The sequence below is a fragment of the Algimonas ampicilliniresistens genome (genome assembly GCF_030159955.1).
GTDB lineage: Bacteria > Pseudomonadota > Alphaproteobacteria > Caulobacterales > Maricaulaceae > Litorimonas > Litorimonas ampicilliniresistens.
On record NZ_BSNK01000001.1, the window covers coordinates 175,993 to 195,551 of the forward strand.

The following is a 19,559-nucleotide window of genomic DNA, read 5'->3' on the forward strand; positions in this document are numbered from 1 at the left end:
GCGTCATCCAAAATTACTCCGCAGGGACGTTGACCCGTTGCGGGATTGGGCAGCTCACGCCTGTGGGGCCGTGCGAACAATATCCTTGCGGGTTTTTCGCCAGATATTGCTGATGATAATCCTCGGCTGGATAATAGGTCGGCGCGGCGGCAATTTCCGTCGTGACGGGCCGGCCATAGGCGTCTGAATAACGCGCTTGGGCCGCTTTGGCTTGGTCAAGTTGGGCGTCCGTAAACGTGTAGATCGTGCTGCGATATTGAGAGCCGACATCATTGCCCTGACGGTTGCCCTGCGTCGGATCGTGGTTTTCGAAGAACACTTTCAGCAGCGCGTCAAAGTCGATGACCTTGGGGTCATAGACAACATGCACAACTTCGGCGTGACCCGTCCGGCCTGAACAGACTTTATGATAATCCGGGCTTTCATCCGTACCGCCCGCATAACCAACTGACGTCACGTGAACGCCGTCCAGCTTCCACAGGATACGTTCCGCACCCCAGAAACAGCCCATGCCGAAGATGGCTTGTTCTGAACCTTCGGGATAATCGCTAAACATGGTGTTGCCGTTAGTATAATGTGTGTGGGTCTTGGCCAGCATGTCAAATCTCCTTGATCAAGGGTCGGATCGCCAGGGCGAGCCTCTCGGCCATACGCTCAGCATCCGACTTCGTGCCGATGTGGTCCTGACGGAGTTCAATCGCAAGGTGGGGGTGACCCCGGGGCACGACATTGTGATCGACCGTGTGGTTTAGGTCATGCGCGGAATAGGGTTCGTTGATGTCGACCTGAAACTCTGACGCAATGGCTGTCATCTGGCGAATGAACCCAATCGGTGTTTCGCTATCATCCTTGACCAAGAGGCCGATGTCAGTGGTACGTTTTGGCTGATCGCGCAGTTGCGGCGTAAAGCTGTGGATCGACAGAGCCAAGCAATCGGGCCTGTCATCCAGCGCATCGCCCAGCGTGTCGTGATACGCCTGATAGAGCCGAACAATCCGTTCGTCGCGCTGAGGTTCGGATAGGCCGTGATTTCCCGGAATTTCAGTATGGTCGCTGACGAGCGGAATAAGGCCCGGCGCATCAGGGCTGCGATTGGCATCAATGACAAGCCGCGAAAAACCGCAGATCAGGCCGCTACAGTTCAGATGCTCACATAGAGCGCGCGCCACCCAATCCGTGCCAATGTCCCAAGCAATATGCCGAGTCATTTCAGCCTCGGATAATCCTAGATCACCGACCCACTCTGGAACTGCATTTGAGGCGTGGTCCGCGAACACGAAAGCATCGGATGAGGGGCCGTCAATGTGAAAAAAAGGAGACATGGTTGCTCCTACTCACTCGCGCGCCGCAGTCACACTGTTTCTGCTGTCCATCGCTGCTTGCTCAGTCTGGCACCCGTCGCTATAGGCGCGGCTGCCCGGCGGGCTGCTGTCTAGTGAGGTGGCCGAGTGGTTGAAGGCGCCCACAGCCAAAAGCTTGCTTTTGGCCGATCCTTGGATAAGAGGCGTGCGCCTTCGGGGACATTGTTCCCCGGGCAAAATACATAGCTCCGCTGGTAACTGGAGTGAGGTGGCCGAGTGGTTGAAGGCGCACGCCTGGAAAGCGTGTATACGGTAACCCCGTATCGAGGGTTCGAATCCCTTCCTCACTGCCAGCCCGCCGGAGCTTTTCTGTATGAGCGTCTTTCCTCCCGACCCGCCAAACTCATGGACGACGAAATCGTCGGAGGTCTTGCACGATAATCCGTGGCTGCGGCTCGATGCTCACGCGGTGATCGGTCCGGACGGAAAAGACTACACTTATTACGTCACCCATTTTCATAACCGTGCCTGCGGTGTCGTGCCCTATGAAGTGCGCGACGGCGTGCCGGGCGTGTGGTTAGTCGGACAGACACGCTACGCGCTGGATAGCTATAGTTGGGAGCTGCCGGAAGGCGGTGTTCCGCGCGGCGAAGATATTGCCGATGCTGCCCGTCGTGAGTTGAAGGAAGAAGCCGGGATCGAAGCGGAGACGCTGACCTGGCTGTTCGATATCCATACATCCAATTCGCTGACGGATGAGTGGGGGCAAGTCTTTCTCGCCACAGGTCTAACGCATGGGGAGCCGGAGCTTGAGGGGACTGAGGATATTACGCGGCTGTTCGTTCCGCTGGCTGATGCGATTGACGCCATCGGGACAGGGCGCATCACCGACGCGATTACCGTTGCCGGGCTCTACCGTATTGAGGTGATGCGACTCTCTGGGGTGCTTCGTTGAGCACACCAAATCCGGGGCAGCGATGGGACCGCCCGAGACCTACTAGGTAACCAATGCGATATCGCGCCTGATCAGAGGCTCGGTTGGCTTGTTGCTCGAAATGGGACGCGCCGCTGACCTGCCGAACGACACCCCGAAACGGAATAAGTTGTGACGTTGCGGACTTCACACCGACATCGCGAAGGTTGCCAGAGCGCCCCGAGAGCGTGTTGCTGTCACGGCGGAAGCCAACCCGACGACCATCATTGGCCACAACAGCCGCTTCAAGTTGATTGATTTCTTGTGCCCATGCTTGGCAGCCGCCCTGATTTGTATAGCCATAAGGCTGAGCAAGGGCGTTTAGCTGTCCGGGGATGGGTGCTTGAGTTAAATTCAGATCGCGTAAAGGCGACATGGCGGCAAATTGAAAATGGTTTGCTTCTTCAGGAAAGCTGGCGCAGCCCGACAGTAAAACAAGCGGAAGTGTGATCGCGATTTTCCACATGCGGAGCTCCCTCCTGCATTTGCCCTTTCGGGGTTCGTTGCGCCGTTCGGGTCCTCTTGACCCTCAATCCCCTATCAGAGATTGCGACCGAATTCTTACTCACCTAAGCGCGACAGCGTGAATGTAAATCCGAATCATGATTACGAGGTGACAATAGTCGGCGCCGGCGCCGCTGGAATGATGGCTGCCATCGTTGCCGGGCGTCGGGGACGCCGTGTTTTGTTGATCGACCACGCAGATCGACCGGGTGAGAAAATTCGAATATCTGGAGGTGGGCGATGTAATTTTACGCACCTTTACTCCACACCAGAGAATTTTATTAGTAAAAACCCTCATTTCTGTAAGAGCGCTCTGTCGCGATATACGCCCTATGATTTCCTCGACATGGTCGAAAAACATGGAATCGCGTGGGAGGAGAAAGCTGAAGGGCAGCTCTTCTGCCAGGGGAAATCGACCCAAATCATCGATATGCTGGTCGAAGAATGTACGCGCGCAGGGGTCGAGATAAGGCTTGGAACAGAGGTTCTGGGCGTCGATCAGATCGGGTCCGAGGGCTCATCTGGCTTCATCGTCACGACGGCCACGCAGACCCTGTCTTGCAATAGTTTGGTCATCGCAACGGGCGGTCCAAGTATTCCAAAGATGGGCGCGACGCGCTTCGGTTATAAGATCGCAGAACAATTCGGACTCGACATGGTCGAGACTGTGCCTGCCCTCGTTCCGCTGACCTTCACGGATGAGGCGGATGACCCCCTCAAGGCTTTATCCGGAGTCGCCGTTGATGCCGTTGTTTCAAATGAGCGCATTCAATTTGATGAGCCTTTGCTCTTCACGCACCGTGGTCTGTCTGGGCCAGCTATCCTGCAAATTAGTTCTTATTGGGAGGCTGGTGAGGCTTTCATGATCGATCTTGCGCCTGGCGTGGATGTGCTGGAGCAGCTCAAGGCCGACCGAATGGCTCAGCCCCGCCTCTCGCCTGTGGCTTGGTTGTCCGAACGGATGCCGACGCGGCTGGCGGCGCACATAGCCAGCGGCATCAAACAGGTCCGGCTGGCGGATATGCCGGATACTGCGCTGATGAATTTGGCGCTGCAAGTCGGGGAGTGGCGCGTGAAACCGGCTGGCAGCGAAGGCTACCGCAAAGCTGAGGTGACGCGCGGCGGTGTTTCGACGGATGAGCTTTCATCTAAAACGATGGAGTCCAAGAAAATTCCCGGCCTCTATTTTATTGGGGAAGTGGTTGACGTGACCGGGCATCTCGGCGGGCATAATTTCCAATGGGCTTGGGCAAGCGGGGTTGCCTGTGGAGAGGTGTGTTAATTGCCCGTCTCCAGTCCCGATAACAAATTTGGCAAAACGTCTCTGCCGCTTTCTTCCTGCGCGTAACCTGCTAAGTCGGGCTTATGAAAACGATCGATCTCAACGCGGATATTGGTGAGGCGGATAATCCCGATTGGGCGGCTGCTGAAGCCGCGATCCTGTCCCATATCAGTTCAGCCAATATTGCCTGTGGTGGCCATGCGGGCGATGATGCGTCTATGCGTACAACTGTGCGCGGCGCGCTCGCCAATGGAGTCGCGATTGGGGCTCATCCAGCCTATCCGGACCGCGAGAATTTCGGGCGTCGGTCACTCGTGCTGGGTCAGGATATTGGCGAAAGTGAGTTGGTGCGCAGCCTGACAGCGCAGATCGTGCGCTTGGTTGAGATTGCGGCAGACGAAGGCGCGACTGTCACTTATGTGAAACCGCACGGGCAGCTTTATAATGATGCAGTCGGGGATGCGCGCAAAGCCAATCTGATTGCTCGGACGATCGCGTCCATCGATTCGAACCTCACACTGTTGGGCGGTCCAAACTCTGAAATGGGTAAGGCTGCGCGGGCGCACGGTCTTAGCTTTGTTGCTGAGGGCTTTATTGATCGTCGCTATTCCGATGACGGCCATCTGATTTCTCGCACACAGCCAGGGGCTGTGATTAAGGATCAGGCCGATCGGCTTGATCAGGCTTGCAGTCTGGCCACGTCCGGCGAGGTGCAGACTGCGTCCGGTGGACGGTTGGATATTCAAGCCCGATCACTCTGTGTCCACGGCGACAGTGCTGGCGCTGTAGAAACAGCGCGCCAAGCCCGCGCCGCTATTGAAGCGACCGGCGTCGTGATTAAAGCCTTCGCCGCATGAGTGCGCCGCAACCAGATTTGCAGCCGAACATTCGTCATTATGGCGATCATGCCGTGCTGGTCGAATGGAACGTTGATGGTTTCGATGCCGCAGTGAGTGATCAGGTTCACGCGCTAGCTGCCCGGCTTCGCAAGACTGACCTCTTCATCGAAGTCATGCCCGGCTATGACAGTTTGGTCGCCAGTTTTGACGGCGCGCGTATGTCGGTCGGCGCAGCCACGCGCAAAGTCGAAGATGCTATGGTGCGCGAATCGCGCTCCGAAACGGCGGCGGCAGGGCGGTTAGTCAACATTCCAGTCACCTATGGCGGCGCTGACGGGCCAGACCTTATCGCGATGGCAGAGCATATTGGGAAAACGCCCGAAGAGGTCATCTCGCTGCATTCTGAACCGGAATATCGTGTTTGCATGATGGGGTTCATTCCCGGCTTTGCGTTTCTCTCAGAGGTCGATCCGATTTTGCAGCATCCACGTCACGCCACACCTCGCGCCGTTGTCCCGGCCGGTAGTGTTGGGATCGCCAATTGGCAGACCGGAATTTACGGGCTTGAGAGTCCGGGTGGCTGGCAGATTATCGGCCGGACAGAGCTCGATATGTTCGACGCAACGCGTAAGAAGCCCTTTCTCGTGGAGGCCGGTGATCGCATCCGGTTCGTTCCAAAATGAGTGCGATTACGGTTTTAAATGGCGGCACGCAGACAACCGTGCAGGATGCGGGTCGTCCCGGCCATCGTCATCTCGGCATTCCGCGCTCCGGTGCGGCGGACAAATTGTCCTTCGCCATCGCCAACCATTTAGTCGGCAATGATTGGGATGCACCGGCACTGGAATGTGCGCTGGGCGGCCTGCATTTACGCTTCGAACGCGATAGCCGTATCGCCTTGTCGGGCGCACAAATGTGGGCGCAGATCAACGGCATGAATGTCGATCTGAACCGGGCTCTGCCGGTCGAAGCGGGCGATATATTGACTTTGTCCTACGCGCGCGATGGCTGTCGCGGTTACATCGCTGTGGCGGGAGGCATTGCCGCCACGGAATTTCTCGGATCCGTTTCAACCTATCTCCCTGCCGCGCTTGGCGGGATTGAAGGACGGGCCTTGAAAACTGGCGACACGCTCGATCTGTCTGCTGATCCGGCGGGTGAGGGGCGGACGCTACCCAAGGGCTATATCCCGTTTCTGTCGGGTCATATTGTATTGCGGGCACGGTCTGGGCCTGAATGGGATCTGCTTTCACCCGACAGTCAACGCTATCTCTTTACGACGCCGTTTATTGCCACGCCAGCGACGGACCGGATGGGGTCTCGCCTGCGCGGCGATCGGATCGTGACCGACAAAAAATTCGCAATGACGAGTTCGCCGCTTCTGCCGGGAACGCTGCAATGTCCGCCGGATGGTCAGCCGATCTTGGCTTTGGCCGATGGTCACTGCACGGGCGGTTATGCGCGCGGCCTGCACGTTATTCAGGCTGATCAATGGCTGCTCGGTCAGATCGCACCGGGTATGAAGCTTAGCTTTCGTCGATGTTTCGAAGAGGAAGCGCCAGATATTTTGCAAACGCGCAATGCGTTGTGGAGCACGCTGATCCCGGGGTTCAGTTTCTAACCGATGTACGTCCTGCTGGATGACCAAGCGACCCATCGCCAACTCTATTTTACTGACCCAATTGAGGTTCTGACCTACCGGATGGGCGAACCAGTGGCGGACGTGTTCGCAGCCATCGAGGCGGCACAGGCTGAGGGTTATTGGATCGCGGGGCTATTCCAATATGAGTTCGCGGCGGCGTTAGAGCCGAAGTTGTCGCATCTAGCGTCGCCGGGAACGGAACTGGTTCGGCTGGGCGTATTTGCGAAACCCTCCGATCATCCGCCCGCCCACTTACTCTATCGTTCTGAGCCGCCTGAGGTCGCGCTATCACCGGACTGGTCAGAGGCTGACTATGACGCTCGGTTCCAGCAAGTTGAGGCCTATCTACGTGCCGGTGATGCGTATCAGGTCAATTTGACATTCCCAATGCGCGGCCAAACGCACGTTGGGGCCGCCGACCTCTATGCCGGATATCGCCAGCGCCAACCCGGTCGCTATGGGTCTATCGTCAGTCTTTATGAGGACGAGTCCGGGCCTGAGATTATCAGCCTGTCGCCCGAGCTTTTCTTTGAACGGCGCGGCGCATCAATGCGGATGCGTCCGATGAAGGGCACGCGACCCAAAACGTCCGACGATGATATGCGCGATGATGAGAAGTCGCGCGCTGAGAATTTGATGATCGTTGATTTGTTGCGCAACGACCTGTCGCGCCTGTGCGAACCAGGCAGTGTTCAAGTGCCCGAGCTTTTCGCCATCGAAGATTATCCGACCCTGATCCAGATGACGTCGCAAGTGACCGGGGCGCTCCGGCGTGAGGTTCGCTGGCAGGATATTTTCCAAGCGCTGTTCCCTTGCGGTTCAGTCACGGGCGCGCCGAAAATCCGGGCGATGGAAATCATCCACGACCTCGAATTCGGTCCGCGCGGGCCCTATTGCGGCGCGGTTGGATTTATCGCGCCGGACGATACGGCGTCCTTCTCAGTCACGATCCGCACCGCGGTGCTAGAGCAAAATAAACTACGCTACGACGTCGGTAGCGGGGTCGTGCTCGATTCCGGTGGTGCGGACGAATATCGCGAGTGTCTGCTCAAAGCTGGGATCTGGTCGCCGGAACTACCCACCCAGTTTGAGACCCTACGGACCGGACCAGACGGGCCGGTTAGGGCCGCGCGCCATGCCGCCCGGCTCGGCGCGGCTCTGCCCGATATTCCGTCAACGGACACGCCCCAGCGCGTGCGTGTTGATCTGACATTAGAAGGTCAGACTGAGTTGAGCTTGAGCGCGCTACGCACATTGTCAGAGCCAATCCCGCTCGCCCTTTCGCGCTACAGGCTGACTGATGCAGTACAGCGCACTGATATCAAAACATCCCGCCGCGACTTTTACGACGGAGAACGGGCGCGCGTCGGGGCGCTCTGCGGTGCATCCGAAGTCCTGTTCCTTGATACGGCCGGCTTTGTGAAGGAGGGCAGCTTCACCTCGTTGTTCGTCCAGTCGGGTGGCCAGTTGCTGACTCCCGCCGCGCCGGGTCTACTGCCCGGTATTTTACGTCAGGAATTGCTCGATCAAGGCGAGGTGGTCGAAGCCGAGCTGACTCTGGCAGATCTGCTCTCGGCGGACGCACTTTTTGTCGGCAATAGTCTGCGCGGACTGATGCGAGCTGAGCTGATATCTAGCGATCCGGTCTGATCATCACCGGGCTAGGCGCACCTCTTATCTCAGTCTAAGGTTGGGCTATGACCGGCATCCTTCACGCTTGGAAAATCGATAGTAACGGCGAAGCCACGCCAGCGGCACTTGATGACTTCGACGACCCCTTGAAAGAGGGGTATTACTGGTACCATTTTAATCGCGATGATCCGGCGACGCAGGCGCTGTTTGATGCCGATGAACGTGTCGACGTGATCGCGACGCGGACACTACTCGCCTCTGACACACGGCCCCGCACCATGTTGCGCGGTAAGGACGTATTGATCAATCTACGCGGAGTGAACCTTAATCCGGGCGAAGAACCCGAGGACATGATCCCATTGCGTTTCTTCATACAGCAGGGCCGCGTCATTTCTTGTAATTCGCGGAGTCTCAAAGCCGTTGGCGATATGGTCGAACGGTTAGAGAGTCAGACTGTGTCCAAAACACCGGGCGGTTTTATCGCCTCTTTCGCGCTCGCCATTATCGAACGTATGGCGCCGACGATTACTGACCTCAATGAACAGGTTGATGATCTGGAACAGTTGATCGAAGGTACGGATCGCCATCGCCATGATCAGGCCCGTCCCAAAGTGGCGGAACTCCGCCGCGAAGCGATTATGCTGCGCCGATACCTCGCCCCGCAAAAAGACGCGCTCATTTCCTTGTCGCAGCAACAGCTGCCGTGGATCAATGCGGACGACCAACTCCGCCTGCGCGATGCCGCCGATCAAGCGACGCGGGTTGCAGAAGAATTGGACGCGGTACGGGAACGCTGCGCCATCGTGAAAGATCAACTGACGGATCTTCGTGCCGAAGAAATGAACCAGAACATGATGATCCTGTCTGTCGTCGCCGCCGTCTTTCTTCCGCTGGGACTGCTGTCAGGCATGATGGGCATTAATGTGGGCGGGATGCCGTGGGTCGATAGCGATATGGGCTTTTGGTACGTAACGGCGATTATATCCATAATCGGGGTCGCTTTGATGGGTCTGTTTAAAATTCTTCGCTGGATTTGAGGCGACGTCGTTCCGGCCCAAACCGCAATCTTCCGCAAGACCGCCCAGCCCGCACTTCCGCCCACACCGTCCTACGGATCGTGCATCTCCTCGTGTCTGTAGTGAGCGAAGTGAAGTTAAGGGGGGAAAGCGGAGATTGGTTATCCCGAACTATGGCTTGGAATGAATTTCGGCCTGATCGGGCACTTCATCTTGATATATCAGGATGGGCCAAAGGGCTGATATCCAAATTATATTGACATGACACCAAAAGGTGTTACATATAAATTGAACTATGAGCCATGATATCCAAATGAGCGCGCAACCCATCTTCCGGGGATTAGCGGATCCGACGCGGCGGGAAATCGTCACCTTGCTGGCGAGGGAATCGAGGTCTGTCAGCGAGATTGCCGGGGAGTTTCCAATCTCTCGTAATGCTATCGTGAAGCATCTCAGAGTTCTCGAAGACAGCGGACTTGTTGTGACAGAAACGTCCGGGCGGGAACGCATCAACCATCTCGATCCACACGGATTAAAGCTCGCCTTCGACTGGCTCTCAGATTTCAACCAGTTCTGGGATGCGAAGCTACTTGATCTGAAAACAGCTGTAGAGGAAGACGTTTATGACACGCCTAACCCTTAAAAAAACAATCATACTCAAAGCGCCGCCGGATCATGTTTGGAAATTTCTGACCGAAAAGAATCGTCTGGCGACTTGGTTCCATGAAGGTGAAACCGATTTCGAAGCGAATGGCATTTATGCACTTGTGACGAATACGCTTGGCAAGGAGGGTACACGGTTGGTCTGGGGCAAAGTGCTAACATTCGATCCGCCCAGAAAGCTGGTCCACACCTTCACTCATCAAGGTCTTATGGACGTCGAGACGACATGTACTTGGACACTTAAGGCCGTCGATCAGGGCACGATTTTGTCGCTCGAACATACAGGTTTTGAAAAAGCCTCGGACGGGTTTTCACAAGTGGCAGATCACGACATTGGCTGGGATGATCATTTTGCGAGACTGCGACGGGTTGTCTCCTAAGCGAAGGATCGCTCAGCGAGACGGCTTAAAGTGCAATGCCGCACCTCAACACTCAATTACATTCACGGCCAGTCCACCCTGACTCGTCTCTTTATACTTGCTGCTCATATCCAGCCCGGTCTGGCGCATGGTTTCGATGACGGCGTCGAGGCTGACGATCATCTGACCAGGGGCGTGAAGGGCGAGGCGCGCGGCGTTGGCAGCTTTGACGGCGCCGATGGCGTTGCGTTCGATACAGGGGATTTGGACGAGGCCGCCGACCGGATCACAGGTCAGGCCGAGATTGTGTTCCATGCCGATTTCGGCGGCACTGGCAACTTGCTCTGGACTGCCGCCCCAAACCGCGCAGAGCCCGCCTGCCGCCATGGAACAGGCCACGCCGACTTCACCCTGACAGCCCATTTCTGCGCCGCTGATGGAAGCGCGTTGTTTGTAGAGCAGCCCGATGCCGCCCGCCGTCAGTAGGAAACGCCGGGTCTGTTCGACTTGCAGAGAGCCGTCTTCATCATGACAATAGTGACGAATGATGGACGGGATGATCCCGGCGGCGCCATTGGTCGGTGCGGTTACGACCTGACCACCGGCGGCGTTTTCTTCATTCACGGCCATCGCGTAGACATTGAGCCAGTCGAACAGGGCTTCGCGTTCATTGGGCGGCGCGGAGGTGAGTTTCTGCCAAAGTTTTGAGGCGCGGCGTTGCACTTTAAGCGATCCCGGCAACAGGCCGGACGCGGCCAGTCCTCGGTCGACGCTCTGCATCATGACGGCGGCGACCTGATCTATGCGGGCGAGAGTTTTGGCGCGCGGGCGTTTGGCGTCTTCATTGGCGAGGATGATCTGCGCAATGGGCAGGGCTTCGCGCGCGCATATGTCGAGCAATTCTTCGGCCGAACCAAACGGATGCGGGCTGGCATCGCCGACGCGAACCAAATCATCGCGCACAGGGCGAGAAAGCTGGGCATGACTGGCGATGAACCCGCCGCCGGTTGAGTAATAGGTACGGCTGTCGAGGGTCTCGCCGTCGCAGCGCGCGATCATGACCATCTCATTGGGGTGGAGCCGGGTCGGTGTGTCGTAATCGACAGTAACGATCACTTCGGACCCGTTCGGTAAGCGTCCCGTTTCATTCAGCTGCGCCAGAGCGGTCTCGGCTTTCGCCATCTCAATGGTTTCAGGCACAAAGCCCAACAGGCCAAGCTTGGCGGCGCGGAAGGTGCCGTGGCCATCGCCCGTAAATGCGAGGCTGCCACGGAATACAATCTCGATCTGGTCGGGTGAGAGCGCTTTCTTGGTTAGGCGTTTGCGGTAACGCGCCGCAATCCGCATTGGTCCCACTGTGTGGGAAGAGGACGGCCCCACACCAATCCGGAAGATATCGAGCACGGATAGCATAGCCCGCTGATAGACGATTTCGTCGGATTGGGAAGCCGTGACGGGTCTTCAATATGGTCTGATTATGTTGCGGCCGCGGCTGCGATTAAGAGGTTGGAGCCTACAACCATCACAGCGATAAATGTCAGCATAGCCCCGGCGAGGAGGATTGCGCGTAAGGTCGAGTGACCACCGCCACGTTTGAAGAACCAGAAATATATCCAGAGGGCGATCCCGAAAATCGGGATGTTGTTCAGATCATAAAGAAACCCTCCAATGCCCGGAATATCCGTTGAGACACTAATCAGATCAATGATGGCACTCGATAGAATGATCCAACTGATCGACGTCGTCATCTGGTAAAAGGCCGCGCGCATACTGGTCCTAAGGGTCCACCACGGGCCCGCCCAGCGCGTGAGCCCCTTACCCGCGACGCCGGCTAAAATGGCAATGAAATAGAGCGGTGCAATGATGGAGAGCGTTTTCCAGAGATTGCCTGCGGTCGCGGCTTCGGCGACATCCACCGCCATTCTCGGACCAATGGTGCCGCCATTTCTGGCCAGCGTGTCCTCATTGGTCAGAACAGACGCGATCAACAGCATGATCGTCAGACCGATTGGGAAATAGGCGCCGGGGCTGAGCAAATAGCCTTGCCGTCCATCTGGTTCTTCGACCGTTAGTTGAGGAACAAGCCGCCACGGGGTGACAACACAGGCGACAAATGTTGGGAAGGTTGCGACGATAGCCAAACTGATATGCGTCACAATGCGGTCGAGCCCGCCAATTGCATTCTTATCTTCCAGATCGATTTGAGGGCCAGACATAGGATCAGTCTTAGCCGAGTTCGCGATCCTTGGCGAGATATCCTGCGACATAGCGCCACTCATCAATAAGTCCGTAGGGTTTGTATCCTAAAGCAAGTCTGAAAATCGGTTGGAGGACCGAAATGAAGGACATGATTGCGCGGTGGGAAGCCTATCTGCGCCTTGATCGACTGACCAGCGTGTCGGACCTGTTCAAGGCTCGGACGATCTATGTCACGGCGGTGGCCTTTTTCGTGACGCAGATGTTCAACGCTGTGCAGATGTATTTCGTCTATGGCGGCTGGATTCTGGACCATACACTGCTGGTTATCTCAGTTGTCCTTTTGTCAGGCTCGGCTCTGACGCTACGTTACCAGGCTAATTTTGATTTCTTCTCTGTCCTGTGGGGCAGCATGATTTTGCTGGCCGTGGGTGGGACTGCGATTCCGGCAAATGTTGGGATCAATTCTGCGCTCATACCCGTTCTGGTCGCAGGAATTATGATTGTCGCCCTATTGGGAACGCGGCGATCGCTCTTAATCTATTGTGCGTGCGCAGCGCTGCTTGTCGTCAGTCTCCACATCAATGCAAGCCAAGCCGATATAGCTGTCTTATCTGATCCAGCCTATGTGGCGCTGCGGAACACGCAACGCAGCATGCAGGCTATTATAGCTATCGCCATGGTCGGGGCGGTCATGGGCTCTCTAACTTTATCGCTGAACGACCTGTTCGGGTCACTGGAATCCAATCTCGCTGATGCGCGTGCTGCGGAAGCGGCCAAGACGCAATTCTTGGCGGATATGAGCCATGAATTGCGCACACCGCTGAATGGTGTCCTTGGCATGAACCAGCTTTTGCTTCGGACGGATCTGGATGAAACGCAGCACAATTATGCGAAAATCATCGAAGATTGCGGGGCGGGTATGATCTCCGTTATTGACGATGTGCTTGATCTCTCTCGCTTGGAAGCCGAACGGATCACCTTGACATCGACGCCGTTTAATCCCGCCAAAATGTTGGATTCATTGATGTCCCTACATCAGGCTAACGCACGCGCAAAGGGGATCAACCTACACCTAAATATTGAACCCGGACTGCCCGCAATGTTCAGGGGCGATCACGGACGTTTGCGTCAGGTGATCGGAAATCTTCTGAGTAATGCGGTGAAGTTTACGGATACAGGCTATGTCGCCATGGCGATGCGCGGACAGGACCTAAAAGATGGTCGATGGTGGCTGAATTTCTTCGTCCAAGATAGCGGCATCGGGATTACACCGGAGCGGCAGAGCCGCGTATTTGATCGGTTCGAACAAGCCCAAGATGGACAGACCAATACAGTGCGGGGGTCGGGTCTCGGACTCTCAATCTGCCGCGAATTGACCGATCTGTTCGGCGGGGAAATCAGCGTGACGTCAGAACCGGGCAAGGGGTCACAATTTTGTGTCGCGATCCCGCTCATGGCGGTTGAAACAGACATGCAGACCACCGCACCCGCTCAGAACTCGGTTGTGTTCGAAGATGAAATCGAAACGCCGCTCGCCCCCACAATCGAAGAACCGCCAGTCGCGCTAGCGGGCTAGCTAAGTTTCTTCAGTCAAAATGGCTTGGGACAGGCTGGATTGAATGGCCCAGTACACGCCCGCCTATTTTGACTAACGACCCCGTCGTTTCGGTGATTGATGGCCACCGCCACCGCGTTGCGGTGCAGCTCGCCGGGTTGATTTCCGTGCAGGCTTTGGTGCACCGCCGGGATTGCCGGGTGTCGTCTGTTTTGGCCCGCCTTGGGAGTTCGGCTTTTGCGATCGGCTCGGTGCCGCCCGGCGACGCGAGCTATCACCGCCCGCAGATGCGGGTTTTGTCGAACGGCTGCGATATTCGGACCCATCCTTCGATGTGTTTTTAGAATTGCCCTTGAAACTGTCTTTGGATTTGTTCTGGGCGTTGTCTCTGGGTTTATCTTTGAAGCTCTCTTTGGGCTTGTCTTTATTCTTTGCCGCAAACGGTGCTTGTGGAGCCCCGCGTGTGTCGGCTCTATTGCCTCGACCATCGGTCTTTTTCTTGCCGCGCTTACGCGACTTGCCGCGGCCTTTTCGGCTCTGATCAGGTGAAACTTCGACCCGAGCGATGGCGTCACGTGCTTCGATGACCTTGATGCGGTCTGCCATGTTTTCGGGCATAGCGACGACGGGAATAGTTTCGCCGAGCAGTTTCTGAATATCCTTCAGATAGGCCTTCTCGTCCGGGGCGACGAGGGCAATGGCAAAGCCAGACGCCTTCGCCCGCGCGGTGCGGCCGATCCGGTGCACATATTGCTCGGGCACATTGGGAATTTCATAATTGATGACATGGCTAATGCCGGGAATATCAATCCCGCGCGCGGCCACATCGGTTGCCACCAGAACATTGACGGTGCCGTCTTTAAACGCGTCCAGCGCGCGTGTGCGTTGACCTTGGCTTTTATTGCCATGAATGGCGAGCGACGGAATGCCGATTGTTGCCAGACGTTTCACGACCCGGTCAGCCCCATGTTTGGTGCGAGTGAAGACCAGTGCGCGCGTGACCTCTGGGCGCAGGAGTTGGTCGGCCAGCAGCATCGGTTTTTCAGGGCTTTTAGCGAAGATCAGCGATTGCTCAACACGTTCAGCTGTCGAGTTAGCCGGTGAGACCGTGACGCGAACAGGGTCGGTCAAAAAGCTATCGGCGAGTTTCTTGATCTTCGGTGGCAGTGTGGCGGAAAAGAACAAGGTTTGACGTTGCTTTGGCAGCAGCGGGATAATTTTCTTAAGCGCGTGAATGAAACCCATATCCATCATCTGGTCGGCTTCATCGAGGATGAGGACTTCAACACCGGAAAGGCGGAGGTCGCCGCGGTCGAGCAGGTCGATAAGGCGGCCGGGCGTGGCAACCAATACATCATTGCCGTGGACAAGCCGTTTGATCTGACGGGCAATGGACACGCCGCCTGTAACTTTAGCGACCTCAAGGTCCATCATGAACCGACCATAATTGCGGAAGCTCTCTTCGATCTGCCCGACCAGTTCGCGGGTCGGAGCCAGGACGAGCACGCGCGCCCCGCGTTTAGGCGGATCCATTTCACTGGTGAAAATGTGGTGCAAAGTCGGCAGGGCGAACGCCGCCGTCTTGCCTGTGCCGGTCTGAGCAATGCCCAGTAGGTCGCGACCCTTAAGGAGATGTGGGATCGCTTCAGTTTGGATTGGCGTTGGCTCGGTGTAACCGAGTGTCGCCAATGCGCGCGAAAGCGGCTCGGCCAGATCGAGATCGGAGAATGTTGTCATGAGGGTACCGTTGGGCCGTGACGGTCATATCCGCAACAGCAAGGGGAAAGACGGCCCGCTAAGCCTCACATGCCCCCCTGTCAATGAATCGCTGCGGAGGAGACTCAGGACAGTAAATCTCCGACTGCTTTGGAGAGCGCCCCATCATCGACCGGTTTGGTCAAGATTTTTATGCTCTTAAGTTCAGTTGGTACGTCGAGCGATGAACCATAACCGGTCACGAATAGGAAAGGAGTGCCAGCCTCCATCAGAGCTTTAGCAATATCGAACGACACGACTCCACGCAAATTCATATCGAGTACGGCGAAGTCGAATGTCTGATTTTTTAAATGGCGGAGCGCTTCTTCGACAGTCGCGGAGGTCTCGACCGAGCGCGTGCCAAGGCGTGTTAGGCTTTCGACCATATCCATAGCGAGTACGATATTATCTTCGACGAGTAGGGCTGTTTGATCGCTAGCGACCCTCTCGACCTTGCCGATTGAGCCAACAATTTTGACGGCTTTTTCTTCTTCGATTTCAACCAATAATTTCGTGGGTAGGGTGAAATCGAATTTCACTCCGCTTTCAGGATATTCAAGTATCGACGTCCCGTCGAATTCGTAAGGAATTGCACGTTCAATCAGTGATCGACCAAATCCGTGGCGCGTCGGGGGGGACACTTTTGGTCCGTTCATTTCCAACCAGCTAAATGTCAGACCCGTCTCTTCTAGCGACCATCGTGCACGTACGATTCCATCCGGTGTGCTAAGCGCGCCATATTTCGCGGCATTCGTCACAACTTCATGTATGACAAGAGCGATGATTGGGGAAACATCTGGTCTGAGGCCAATCAAGGGTCCCGATAATAGATATTGTGCGCCGTCATCGTTGGCGTAGGGCCGCAGCTCTGTCTCCAGAATGCTGCGTAGAGATACGCCTTGCATCGTATTGTCGACAGCGAGATCGTGAGCGGCTGCTAACGCAGAAATTCGCTGCTCTAATGCCTGAGCGTAGCTTTCCAGCGAGGCTGATGAGGATTTAGCCTGACGCGAGAGTGATCGGATCAGAGCCAGAATATTTTTCACGCGATGGTTAAGTTCCGCAATCAACAGATCCTGCTGGCGTTGATGGGAGACGAGGTCCTTGTGACGCAGCATCTGGGCGCGCTCACCCTTTGCCGTAATTTGCGTCAACAATATTTGAAATTCGCGTCCGGCCTCATTGTCGAAAGCAGACCAATCGATGCTCCACCCTGACTGTTGTTCCATATAGGCAGCAAAAGATTCACGCGGTGTTAGGCGCGGTCCGAAAGCCCCCTGTTTGATCGTCTTTTCCGGTTTGCCGGCCCAGTTAACGTTACGAGTTTTTCCATCTCGAAAGAACATCAACTGCAATGGGTAAGCAGCCGTGGAGCGGATTAGGAGGCATCCAGCTGTATCGGCCAAATCCTGATCCGTGACCCAACCTTCATGCAAAAGCGAGGATGTGTTTTCGAGTAGGTTATCGTCGTCAGGCTTTCGCCCTGCAATAACCCGTATAGCGTCCGAAGACGGCGTTGAACCAAGGGTTTGAATACGATCGTCGCGGATAATGGCGAGGCCATCGCTATCGACAACATCCTGCAAAATTGGTCCCAGAGTCGGAAATGCGTGCAGAAGATCTGTGGAGGCATCAGTCTCGGCTAGGATGCGCCGACGGCCTTCGCCTGTCTGTGTCCGCGCATTTGCACGTTCGACTTCCAGCTTCTGCTGAATGACCAAGGAGATAAGCTGTCCGAACAGTTCAACAGCAATCCTAAGGTCAGAACTGATATTGCGTGGCTCTAGATGGTGACAGGCAAACATACCCCACAACCGACCCGACACGACTAGGCCGATCGTCAATGTCGCATGGACGCCCATATTTTGGAGATATTCGATATGAATGGGAGAAACGCCCCGCAAATGCGCTAAACTCATATCAAGCGGTGCCAGATCTTCGCTCAACGCTAAAACAGGAACGGGTGCATGGGCCACACCTGACAATATTCGCACAGGGTTTTTAACCTGCAATGCGCGGGCTTGAGTGGGAACATCCCATGAGGGGTAGCGCAAGCCGAGGAAGCTCTCCGCCTTAGAAGTTCGCGATTCGGCGACGACCTCTCCGTCGCCATTGTCACTATATTGATACGCTTTGACGCGGTCATAACCGGTTAGGTCTCGCAGTCCGTGAGCGCACACTTTGAGCAAGTTCTGGATTGACCGTTGATGACTGGCTTGATCGAGCAGAATGCGCATTTTGTCGACTGATGAACGGCGATCATTCGCGGTAGGCTCGATAGGTTCGAACTCGACGACAGCAAGTCCGTCCAAATTGAGGTGGGTAAAGACTTCGACCACTTGCTGGTCTCGAGTCAGTAAGCCGACGCGCTCGCGCTGACGCGATGAGGTCGACATGCTCAACGTGTTTCGAACGTCGTGCGCTAAACTTCGGCCAAGAATTTCTTCAAAGCTTATGCCGAGTAGCTTGGCCGGCGCCATGCCCAGAATGTCTGCTGTGTTCGAACTGGCATAATCAATACGAGCTAAATCTGTATTGCCCGCGAGAATACATCCAAAAGCTTGAATGGACCCCGGCGTATGGATTGGTTCAGAATCGCAATTGTCGAGCGCAAGCTCTTCGTTATGCGATAAGTTGGATTTGGACATCCGATCTGGTCTCCAAGTGACGCGCGATCCACGACCAATTGCTAGTTAAAGTATATTATGAGGCTTTTGATGCGATTGGGAAGTGCATGGATACATGTCGGAGTTGTTGTGCGGTTTGGTGCACGACCCTATAGCCGTGTCGATGAATGAATTGCGGACAAAATTGCGTCAAGGTACCGCTGCGAGTCACAACCGGATCGACGCACGCTTGGGTGCACTTGATCTGACAACAGTTGAGGGCCTTAAGCGCTTCCTCTCTGCACATTTCTTAGTTCAAAGTCTCTATGAGCCGCTGCTGTCAGAGATCACGCCCACACTGAATTTTATAGCGGAATTAAAGCACGATCTAGCTGCTTTAGGAGCGAAGCTGCCAACTTGGACTAGTCCCCCAGAACAGCTTGCTTTTAACGAGATCGGCTACCGATATGTGATGACAGGCAGTCAGCTTGGTGCGAAAATTCTGCATCGTGCTTGGAAAAAATCGACTGATGAAAGAGTCCGGGCTGCGAGCCAATTCCTGAACGCCAATATTAAGAGTCGGGCGTGGCCGAGCTTTCTATTCGAGCTTGCATCCATCGATGCAGAATCGAACGAGGTCGGATCTATTCTCATATGCGCTAATCAGGTGTTCGAAGTTTTCGACTTAGCGGCGGATGAGCTACGAATAGAGACGTAACGACCTAGATTGGTGTGACGTCAAATGTTAAAAGGACGACATGTGTCGTTTTGGTGGTTTACTAGACGACATCTGTCGTTTACCAAATCCATATGACACAGATAATCAAACCCTCTCCGGCGGAAACTGCTATTCTTCAGGTTCTTTGGGAACGCCAGTCCTGCAGTGTGAAGACGATTCATGAGGAATTGAGCCGTACAAAGTCGGTCGGATATACAACGACCTTGAAACAGGTACAGCGGATGCATGATAAGGGTCTAGTCAGCCGCTCACCAGGTGAAGGGAAATCCTATAATTATCGGGCGATGGTGAGTGAGGCGGCGACCAAATCGCGGCTATTCGACCGGTTTGTAAATACGGCGTTTGAGGGGTCAGTGCCAGACCTCGTCATGCATGCGTTGGGTACGGATAAGGCCAGTCCAGGCGACATCGAAAAAATTCGTGAGTTTTTGGATTCGTTAGACATTGACCAAAAGACTGACAGCGCGATCTAGCGATCGCAGCTGACAAAGTAA

At 55.5% G+C, this 19,559-nt stretch carries 19 protein-coding genes and 1 tRNA gene; 13 read left to right on the plus strand and 7 right to left on the minus strand.

The genetic code is table 11. The features are described 5' to 3' along the window. Nucleotides 1-13 precede the first annotated feature (13 nt). A complete protein-coding gene (gene msrA / locus QQL54_RS00940) occupies nt 14-598 on the minus strand; it encodes a peptide-methionine (S)-S-oxide reductase MsrA (RefSeq protein WP_284386637.1) in 585 nt (194 codons plus the stop codon). A 1-nt stretch (nt 599) separates the two neighbouring features. Next, nucleotides 600-1,322: an N-formylglutamate amidohydrolase gene (locus QQL54_RS00945; protein ID WP_284386638.1), complete on the minus strand. Its 723-nt coding sequence runs from the start codon at nt 1,320-1,322 to the stop codon at nt 600-602. A gap of 241 nt (nt 1,323-1,563) precedes the next feature. Here QQL54_RS00945 and QQL54_RS00950 point away from each other — a divergent pair. Together QQL54_RS00950 and QQL54_RS00955 are read left to right on the plus strand one after the other, a co-directional pair. Continuing rightward, a tRNA-Ser gene (locus QQL54_RS00950) sits at nt 1,564-1,654 on the plus strand. Nucleotides 1,655-1,674: 20 nt separating this feature from the next. After that, nucleotides 1,675-2,256 carry an NUDIX domain-containing protein gene (locus QQL54_RS00955; RefSeq protein WP_284386639.1) on the plus strand — a complete coding sequence of 194 codons (582 nt, stop codon included), beginning with the start codon at nt 1,675-1,677 and terminating at the stop codon, nt 2,254-2,256. Here QQL54_RS00955 and QQL54_RS00960 read toward each other — a convergent pair. Further along, a complete protein-coding gene (locus QQL54_RS00960; RefSeq protein ID WP_284386640.1) occupies nt 2,198-2,740 on the minus strand; it encodes a hypothetical protein in 543 nt (180 codons plus the stop codon). The genes QQL54_RS00955 and QQL54_RS00960 overlap by 59 nt on opposite strands. Before the next feature lie 117 nt (nt 2,741-2,857). Between QQL54_RS00960 and QQL54_RS00965 the strand changes: the two genes are divergently transcribed. The 8 genes from QQL54_RS00965 (at nt 2,858) to QQL54_RS01000 (ending at nt 10,232) form a co-directional block, all read left to right on the plus strand. After that, complete coding sequence (locus QQL54_RS00965) at nt 2,858-4,060, plus strand: BaiN/RdsA family NAD(P)/FAD-dependent oxidoreductase (protein ID WP_348520669.1); 1,203 nt, start codon at nt 2,858-2,860, stop codon at nt 4,058-4,060. Between the two features lie 83 nt (nt 4,061-4,143). After that, nucleotides 4,144-4,917: a 5-oxoprolinase subunit PxpA gene (pxpA, locus tag QQL54_RS00970; RefSeq protein WP_284386642.1), complete on the plus strand. Its 774-nt coding sequence runs from the start codon at nt 4,144-4,146 to the stop codon at nt 4,915-4,917. Then, complete coding sequence (pxpB, locus tag QQL54_RS00975) at nt 4,914-5,582, plus strand: 5-oxoprolinase subunit PxpB (protein ID WP_284386643.1); 669 nt, start codon at nt 4,914-4,916, stop codon at nt 5,580-5,582. Before pxpA ends, pxpB begins: the two co-directional genes overlap by 4 nt. Next, nucleotides 5,579-6,520 (plus strand): 5-oxoprolinase subunit C family protein, encoded by a 942-nt coding sequence (locus QQL54_RS00980; RefSeq protein WP_284386644.1) that lies wholly within the window; start codon nt 5,579-5,581, stop codon nt 6,518-6,520. Before pxpB ends, QQL54_RS00980 begins: the two co-directional genes overlap by 4 nt. Nucleotides 6,521-6,523: 3 nt before the next feature. Beyond that, on the plus strand, nt 6,524-8,191 hold the full coding sequence (locus QQL54_RS00985) for a chorismate-binding protein (RefSeq protein ID WP_284386645.1): 1,668 nt from the start codon (nt 6,524-6,526) through the stop codon (nt 8,189-8,191). A 47-nt stretch (nt 8,192-8,238) separates the two neighbouring features. After that, complete coding sequence (locus QQL54_RS00990) at nt 8,239-9,210, plus strand: zinc transporter ZntB (protein WP_284386646.1); 972 nt, start codon at nt 8,239-8,241, stop codon at nt 9,208-9,210. 274 nt (nt 9,211-9,484) lie between these two features. Continuing rightward, nucleotides 9,485-9,832: an ArsR/SmtB family transcription factor gene (locus QQL54_RS00995; protein WP_284386647.1), complete on the plus strand. Its 348-nt coding sequence runs from the start codon at nt 9,485-9,487 to the stop codon at nt 9,830-9,832. Continuing rightward, nucleotides 9,813-10,232: an SRPBCC family protein gene (locus tag QQL54_RS01000; protein ID WP_284386648.1), complete on the plus strand. Its 420-nt coding sequence runs from the start codon at nt 9,813-9,815 to the stop codon at nt 10,230-10,232. The genes QQL54_RS00995 and QQL54_RS01000 overlap by 20 nt, the downstream gene beginning before the upstream one ends. A 45-nt stretch (nt 10,233-10,277) precedes the next feature. Here the strand turns inward: QQL54_RS01000 and QQL54_RS01005 are convergent, their stop codons facing one another. Continuing rightward, nucleotides 10,278-11,624: an L-serine ammonia-lyase gene (locus tag QQL54_RS01005; protein ID WP_284386649.1), complete on the minus strand. Its 1,347-nt coding sequence runs from the start codon at nt 11,622-11,624 to the stop codon at nt 10,278-10,280. A gap of 62 nt (nt 11,625-11,686) precedes the next feature. Continuing rightward, nucleotides 11,687-12,427 carry a hypothetical protein gene (locus QQL54_RS01010; protein ID WP_284386650.1) on the minus strand — a complete coding sequence of 247 codons (741 nt, stop codon included), beginning with the start codon at nt 12,425-12,427 and terminating at the stop codon, nt 11,687-11,689. 122 nt (nt 12,428-12,549) lie between these two features. On the opposite strand from QQL54_RS01010, the gene QQL54_RS01015 reads away from it, so the two are divergent. Continuing rightward, nucleotides 12,550-13,986: a sensor histidine kinase gene (locus tag QQL54_RS01015; protein WP_284386651.1), complete on the plus strand. Its 1,437-nt coding sequence runs from the start codon at nt 12,550-12,552 to the stop codon at nt 13,984-13,986. A 72-nt stretch (nt 13,987-14,058) separates the two neighbouring features. Here the strand turns inward: QQL54_RS01015 and QQL54_RS01020 are convergent, their stop codons facing one another. Continuing rightward, complete coding sequence (locus QQL54_RS01020; RefSeq protein ID WP_284386652.1) at nt 14,059-15,702, minus strand: DEAD/DEAH box helicase; 1,644 nt, start codon at nt 15,700-15,702, stop codon at nt 14,059-14,061. Nucleotides 15,703-15,806: 104 nt separating this feature from the next. Continuing rightward, nucleotides 15,807-18,368, minus strand: a complete 2,562-nt coding sequence (locus tag QQL54_RS01025; protein WP_284386653.1) for an HWE histidine kinase domain-containing protein — start codon at nt 18,366-18,368, stop codon at nt 15,807-15,809. 142 nt (nt 18,369-18,510) lie between these two features. Between QQL54_RS01025 and QQL54_RS01030 the strand changes: the two genes are divergently transcribed. Continuing rightward, nucleotides 18,511-19,044 carry a biliverdin-producing heme oxygenase gene (locus tag QQL54_RS01030; protein ID WP_284386654.1) on the plus strand — a complete coding sequence of 178 codons (534 nt, stop codon included), beginning with the start codon at nt 18,511-18,513 and terminating at the stop codon, nt 19,042-19,044. 92 nt (nt 19,045-19,136) lie between these two features. Next, entirely contained in the window at nt 19,137-19,538 is a 402-nt protein-coding gene (locus QQL54_RS01035; protein ID WP_284386655.1) for a BlaI/MecI/CopY family transcriptional regulator, read from the plus strand. Nucleotides 19,539-19,559 lie beyond the last annotated feature (21 nt).